6 protein-coding genes are annotated in these 7,046 nt (G+C 68.3%); 5 read left to right on the top strand and 1 reads right to left on the bottom strand.

All coding sequences use genetic code 11. From position 1 onward, the window contains the following. Positions 1-868 (bottom strand): glycosyltransferase family 4 protein (locus tag J7E68_RS06375; protein ID WP_215170922.1); only part of this gene is annotated, 868 nt, incomplete at its 3' end. Between the two features lie 57 nt (positions 869-925). Here J7E68_RS06375 and wecB point away from each other — a divergent pair. The 5 genes from wecB to J7E68_RS06400 all read left to right on the top strand — a co-directional run. After that, positions 926-2,008 (top strand): non-hydrolyzing UDP-N-acetylglucosamine 2-epimerase, encoded by a 1,083-nt coding sequence (wecB, locus tag J7E68_RS06380; RefSeq protein ID WP_215170924.1) that lies wholly within the window; start codon positions 926-928, stop codon positions 2,006-2,008. After that, entirely contained in the window at positions 2,005-4,020 is a 2,016-nt protein-coding gene (locus tag J7E68_RS20280; RefSeq protein ID WP_215170926.1) for an acyltransferase family protein, read from the top strand. The genes wecB and J7E68_RS20280 overlap by 4 nt, the downstream gene beginning before the upstream one ends. Positions 4,021-4,093: 73 nt before the next feature. Further along, positions 4,094-5,134, top strand: a complete 1,041-nt coding sequence (locus J7E68_RS06390; protein ID WP_215170928.1) for an acyltransferase — start codon at positions 4,094-4,096, stop codon at positions 5,132-5,134. A 48-nt stretch (positions 5,135-5,182) separates the two neighbouring features. Then, complete coding sequence (locus J7E68_RS06395; protein ID WP_215170930.1) at positions 5,183-6,478, top strand: nucleotide sugar dehydrogenase; 1,296 nt, start codon at positions 5,183-5,185, stop codon at positions 6,476-6,478. Next, the coding region (locus J7E68_RS06400) for an FAD-dependent oxidoreductase (protein WP_215170932.1) at positions 6,478-7,046 on the top strand (569 nt) is incomplete at its 3' end. The genes J7E68_RS06395 and J7E68_RS06400, both read left to right, overlap by 1 nt.

Below are 7,046 nucleotides of genomic sequence, written 5' to 3' on the forward strand. Positions count from 1 at the left end.
TCACTATCGGGCGGCCGTGCATCAGCGCCTCGGCGGCGACGACGCAGAAGTTGTCACCCTGCGTGGGCAGCAGAAACATCGTCGCCGCGTTGAGCTCGCGAGAGACGCCGCTGTCATCGAGCCGTCCCGGCAGTCTCACCCGGTCGGAGATTCCCGCCTCGGCCGCTCGAGCCACCACCCCTTCGCGGAGAGGCCCGTCACCCACCCAGGTGAGGCTGGCGTCGATTCCCCGATCGATCAGCGACGCCGTCGCGGCGACCGCCAGCAGCGGACCCTTCCGCGGGATGAGCCCTCCCACGGCGACGAGCCGGATGTCTTCTGCGGCGCGGGACCGGATGGCCGCAGGCTCGTCGACGACGCACGGGACGAGGTCGATCGGAGCCTTGCGGAAACGCCGGAGCGCGTGGCTGAGGCGGGTGCTCTCGGCGATCACGGCATCTGCGGAGCGAAGACGGGGGCCGAGAAGACTGAGGGCCGCGCGCTCGCCGATCCCGAGGGTCTCGGGGGCGCTGATCCCGGACCAGTGCTCGGAATGCACCCAGGGGGTGCCTCCTCCCGGGCGGCCGATCGCCCACGGCAGGAGCCCGGTGAGCGCATGAGTGTGCACGAGGTCGTGATCGTGCGCTGCCGCGGACACGAACCGGCGGGCCCGCAGATACGCCCGCGGGTCGGAGCGCTTCAGCGACAGGTGCCGATAGGAATACCCGGCCTGCGGCGGGCCGTCGAGAGGGCGCCCCTGCTGCCAATCCAGATGAATGACCGTGACGTCGTGGGCATCGGCGAGTGCCTCGACCTCGCGGCGCACGAACACACCGGACACCGCGGAGTCCGCGGTGGGAAACCACGGAGTCACGACGAGGATGCGCACCGCTCCAGAGTATCCCGGATGCCGGAGCGCCCAGGTTCGCCGATCTAGACTGTCTCCGTGAAGATCGTCAGCGTCGTGGGCGCGCGCCCCCAGTTCGTCAAGCTCGCCCCCATCCACAAGGCCGCACTCGCGGCAGGTGTCGAGCACGTCATCGTGCACACGGGTCAGCACTACGACCCGATGCTGTCCGACGTGTTCTTCGAGGACCTCGGCATCGGGACGCCCGATGTGCACCTGGGCGTCGGCAGCGGGTCGCACGGAGTGCAGACCGGGTCGATGCTCGCGGCGCTCGATGCGGTCTTCGACGAGCACCGCCCTGACTGGGTCCTCGTGTACGGCGACACGAACTCGACCGTAGCCGCGGCACTGAGCGCGGTGAAGATGCACATCCCGGTCGCGCACCTCGAAGCGGGTCTGCGCAGCTTCAACCGCCGCATGCCCGAAGAGCACAACCGCGTGATGACCGATCACGCAGCCGATCTGCTTCTCGCGCCCACCGAGGTCGCCGTTCACCACCTCGAGACCGAGGGCCTCGCGAAGCGGACGGTCCTCGTGGGCGACGTGATGACCGACGTGCTCTTCGAGGTGCGGGACGAGGTCGGAGCGCGCCCCTCGGCGCTGCTAGAAGAGCTCGGCCTCGCGGCCGGCGAGTACTACGTCGCGACGATCCACCGCGCGGAGAACACCGACGATCCCGCCCGTCTCGCAGAGGTCGCCGAAGCACTCGGGGGTCTCGACAAGCCCGTCATCCTTCTCGCTCATCCGCGCGTGGTCGCCAAGGCCGCGGCACACGGCATCGCCCTCACCCAGGGGTCGCTGATCGCGCATGCACCTCTCGCTTACCCCGAGCTGATCGCAGCCGCGCTGTCGAGCGCCGGTGTCGTCTCAGACTCCGGCGGTCTGCAGAAGGAGGCGTTCCTGCTGCGCATCCCGTGCACCACCGTCCGCACCGAGACCGAGTGGGTCGAGACGATCGAGCTGGGGTGGAACGTGCTCGCCAACACCGCCGCCGAGATCACGGCCGCGGTCACGCGCCCGCGACCCGATGACACGGATGCGGCGCCCTACGGCGATGGTCACGCGGCAGAGCGCGTCATCGCCGAGCTGATCCGGGCCGCAGGGGAGACCCCTGCCCAGTGAGCGCGCCTGAGGCGGTCTCGAGGCCGCGTCGCGGGTTCCGTACCGACATCCAGGGGCTGCGGGCCGTCGCGGTCGGACTGGTCCGGCTCTACCACGCGGGTGCGCCGGTCAGCTCCGGCGGGTACATCGGCGTCGACGTCTTCTTCGTGATCTCGGGGTTCCTCATCTCGACCCATCTCCGCGAGTCGCTGGAGCGAGACGGGCGGATCCGTTTCGCGGACTTCTACGCGCGCCGCATCCGCAGGATCCTGCCAGCCTCCGTGGTGGTCGCCGTGCTGACGGCCGTCGCCGCCGTCGTCTTCTACCCGCCGTTGGCACTGGAGCGCGTGCTGCGTGACGGATTGGCGACGATCCTGTACGTACCGAACGTCTGGTTCGCGATCCAGGACACCGACTATCTCGCGGACCACTCGCCGTCGCCCTATCAGCACTACTGGTCGCTGGGCGTCGAGGAGCAGTTCTATCTGCTCTGGCCGCTGATCCTCCTCCTCCTCGTGGTGCTCGTCCGACGCAGACGCGCTCTCGTGATCGGCGGCATCGCCGTGCTGGCGTCGGCGAGTCTAATCGGCGGCATCCTCCAGACCCCGATCGATCAGCCCTCCGCGTTCTTCCTCCTCCCGACGAGAGCGTGGGAGCTGTTGATCGGCGCGCTCGTCGGCGCGATCCTGCTGAGAGGCGCGTTGCCTGTGCCTCGATGGGTGGACGCGGTCGGTGGCTGGGCCGGCATCACGATGATCGGCGGGGCCGCCGTGCTCTACGACGGCGCGACCGTGTTCCCGGGGACGGCGGCGCTTCTTCCGACGGTGGGCACGGCGCTCGTGATCCTCTTCGGTGCCAGGGCGGTCTCGGCGGGGCCGACGGCCGCGCTCTCTCTGCGACCGATGCAGTTCGTCGGTCTCATCTCCTATTCGCTCTACCTCGTCCACTGGCCGCTGCTCACCGTGACGCAGGCCGCCGTGGGGGAGCAGAACCCGCTCGATCTTCCGACGAGGGTGCTGTGGGGGATCGTCATCGCGGTGCCCGCCGCGTGGCTGCTGTTCCGCTTCGTCGAGACCCCGCTGAGATCGCCCGCGCTGCTGGTGTCGCGACGGCCCCGAGCGACCCTGCTCACGGCGCTCGGACTCACCGTCGTGCTCGTCGTGGGCGCCGGAGCGGGCGTGCACTGGTCGGCGCAGCGTCTCACAGGCGCCGGGGGAGACGTGACCGCCGCCCCCGCCGTGCCTCAGTCGCCGCCGACTGCGACGGAGTTCGTGCCGCGCGACATGAGCCCCGCACTCGCCGATGTGGCAGAGGACCTCGCGCCCGTCTTCACCGACGGCTGCCATTTCGACGCGAAGACCGAAGGCGTGCAGGACTGCGAATACGGCGATCCCGACGGGGACAGGAGCATCGCACTGTTCGGAGACTCCCACGCGGCGCAATGGTTCCCTGCGGTGGNNTCCTGCTCGGCCGCGGCGGTGACCGTTCTCGTGAAGGGGGTGCCGTACACCTCGTGCGATCGGTGGCGCGAACAGGTCGTGAAGCATCTCGTCGCCGATCCGCCGGACGTTGTGGTGATCTCCAACTACGCCCATTATGTGCTCGCCGACAGCCCCGATGGAGCGGATCGCGCTGCGCTGTGGAACGAAGGACTGGGCGCCACCCTGCAGCGCCTTCGCGATGCAGGAAGCGAGGTGGTGGTGATCGCCGATTCCCCGCGCCTGCGTGCGGAGCCCGCCACCTGCGCCTCGACGGATGTCTCCGACGTCACCGCCTGCGACGGAGAAAGGGACTGGGCGATCGACGATGCCCTGGCCGACGCCCAGAAGCAGGCGGCCGAGACCACAGGGTCGACCTACGTCGACCTGACCGACTTCATCTGCGACGAGACCCGGTGCCCGGTGATCATCGGCGAGATGTTCGTCTACCGGGACATCAACCACATGACCTCGACCTTCGTGTCGTACCTGGGGTCGGCGCTCGATCCGACTCTCGCGTCCGTCCTGGGAATCGATGGGAGCGTCGACCGCTAGGCGCGGCCGACGGCACGGGATGTCAGGAACGCACGCAGGAGAGACACCGGTCGTCGGCGGTAGGGTTGCCCCTATGTCCTCGCTCCCAGGTGCCCGGTTGAGCAACCTGGACTACCTCCGAGGGATCGCCGCGCTCGGGATCGTCGCGTATCACTACACCTCGTGGACCTTCGGAGCCCAGAGCGCGCAGACGCCGCTCGGGCGCATCGGCATCTACGGCGTCGCCGTGTTCTACGTTCTCAGCGGCCTGACGATGTACCACGTCTACGCCACGAGGATGCAGTCGTCCCGTCAGGTCGGCACGTTCTTCGTGCGTCGGGCCTTCCGCATCTTCCCGCTGCTGTGGCTGGTGACCATCGCCACACTCGTCCTCGACCGCGAATGGCCCGCCCCGCTCACGGCTTTCCTGAACCTCACCGGACTGTTCGGATTCTTCGACTGGAACGGGTACATAGCGCTCGGCGCCTGGTCGATCGGCAACGAGCTCGTCTTCTACGCGCTCTTCCCCCTGCTGGTGCTGACCCTTCGGCGTCGGTGGGCGTTCTGGAGTGCGGTGGCGCTGTTCTTCGCGATCGCCGCATACTTCTCGTTCGGCGTCCTCGACGCCGCGTCCCCCTTGAGCGAGCAGTGGTCGATGTACGTCAACCCGCTGAACCAGGCGTTCCTCTTCGTCGCGGGGATGGCGATCGGCCGCCTCCTTCGCGATGTCTCCGTGCCGCGCTGGATTCTCCTCCTCGTCGCCGTGGTCGCGCTCGCGATCTTCGTCGTCTGGCCCTCCGGTGAGGGGCAGATCAGTCTCGTGACAGGTGCGAATCGCTTCGTCTTCTCGGCCGTCTGCGTCGCGCTGTGCGCGGTGGCGTACAAGCTCGTGGTCGACGCGCCGCGGTGGATCGATCGACCACTGGGCACGCTGGGGGAGGCGAGCTACTCGGTGTACCTCATCCATCCGATCGCCTTCACCGTCGTGTCGCTGCTGGTGCGCGATCGCCTGCCCGATGCGATCATCGCCGTCGTGGCGGTCGTCCTGACCCTCGTCGGCAGCGTCCTCTGCTATCGCCTGTACGAGCGACCGCTCACCGATGTCGGGCGCCGGCTGACGCCCAGCCGCCGCTAGGCCGCGCCTGCGGCGTCGACCCAGCATCGGCCCCGTAGACTGGACCTCATGCGTATCGCCGTCGTGGCCCTCGGAAAGATCGGGCTCCCTCTCGCCGTCCAGTTCGCCTCCTCCGGTCACGATGCGATCGGCGTCGACGTCAACCAGAAGGCGGTAGATTCCATCAACGCCGCTCAGGAGCCCTTCCCCGGGGAAGCGCACCTGCAGGAGCGACTCGAGGAGCTGATCCCCGCCGGTCGGCTTCGTGCGACCACCGACTACGCCGAGGCGATCCCCGGTGCGGATGCGGTCGTGCTCGTCGCTCCCGTCTTCGTGAACGACGAGACGTGGGAGCCGGACTTCAAGTACATGGACTCCGCGACGAAGTCGCTCGCCGAGCACCTGACCCCCGGCACGCTCGTCTCGTACGAGACGACGCTGCCGGTGGGAACCACCCGCAACCGGTGGAAGCCGATGCTCGAAGAGGGCTCGGGGCTCAAGGAGGGCGAGGACTTCTACCTCGCCTACTCGCCCGAGCGCGTGCTCACGGGCCGCGTGTTCGCCGATCTCCGCAAGTACCCGAAGCTCATCGGCGCGCTCTCCGACGAGGGAAACCGTCGTGCGCGCGAGTTCTACGAGGCCGTCCTGCAGTTCGACGAGCGGCCCGATCTCGCCAAGCCCAACGGCGTGTGGGACCTCGGCAGCACCGAGGCGTCCGAGATGGCGAAGCTCGCCGAGACCACTTACCGCGACGTCAACATCGGACTCGCCAACCAGTTCGGCCTGTTCGCGGCCTCGCACGGCATCGACGTCTACAAGGTGATCGACGCCTGCAACTCGCAGCCGTACAGCCACATCCATCGTCCCGGTATCGCCGTCGGCGGGCACTGCATCCCCGTGTACCCGCGCCTGTACCTGTCGACCGACCCCGACGCCGACATTGTCCGCGTCGCCCGCCAGCTCAACGCCTCGATGCCCGAGCGGCTCGTCGCCCAGGCAGAGGGCATCCTCGGAGACCTGAGCGGCCTGCGCGCCGTCGTCCTCGGCGCGGCTTACCGCGGCGGTGTCAAGGAGACCGCGTTCTCGGGCGTCTTCCCCACGGTGAGGGCACTCAAGGATCGTGGCGCACAGGTGGTCGTCCACGACCCGCTCTACACCGACGAGGAACTCCAGGGCCTCGGCTTCGAGCCCTACGAGATCGGCGGAGCGGTCGACATCGCCATCCTGCAGACGGATCACGCCGACTACAAGGAGCTCACGCCCGCGCAGCTGCCCGGCATCAAGCTGCTCGTCGACGGCCGCGCGGCGACGGATGCAGCGCTGTGGGCCGGCACCCCCCGCATCGTCGTCGGAACGGCGGCCTGATGGATCTCCTCGTCGTCGGCTCGGGATTCTTCGGCCTCACCATCGCAGAACGGGCCGCGAACGCCGGCCGCAAGGTGACGGTCATCGACCGTCGCCCTCACATCGGCGGCAACGCGTACAGCGAAGCCGAGCCCGAGACGGGCATCGAGGTGCACCGCTACGGCGCGCACCTCTTCCACACCTCCAACCCCACGGTCTGGGAGTACGTCAACCGCTTCACGACGTTCACGAACTACGTGCACCGCGTCTACACGACGCACAAGGGAACCGTGTTCCCGATGCCGGTCAACCTCGGCACGATCAACCAGTTCTTCCAGTCTGCGTACACCCCCGATCAGGCCCGTGCGCTCGTCCGCGAGCAGGCGGGCGAGTTCGACGTGAAGTCGGCGGCGAACTTCGAGGAGAAGGGCATCGCCCTGGTGGGGCGGCCCCTGTTCGAGGCCTTCTTCCGCGACTACACCGCCAAGCAGTGGCAGACGGATCCGCAGAAGCTCTCGGGCGACATCATCAGCCGTCTCCCCTGTCGATACACGTCCGACAACCGCTACTCCAACGACAAGTGGGAGGG

Source organism: Microbacterium sp. ISL-103 (genome assembly GCF_018613995.1).
Lineage (GTDB): Bacteria > Actinomycetota > Actinomycetes > Actinomycetales > Microbacteriaceae > Microbacterium.

Bases quoted from the DNA above. Each gene is read 5' to 3' on its own strand.
- J7E68_RS06390 (WP_215170928.1), top strand. From the start codon at position 4,094: ATGTCCTCGCTCCCAGGTGCCCGGTTGAGCAACCTGGACTACCTCCGA.
- J7E68_RS06395 (WP_215170930.1), top strand. From the start codon at position 5,183: ATGCGTATCGCCGTCGTGGCCCTCGGAAAGATCGGGCTCCCTCTCGCC.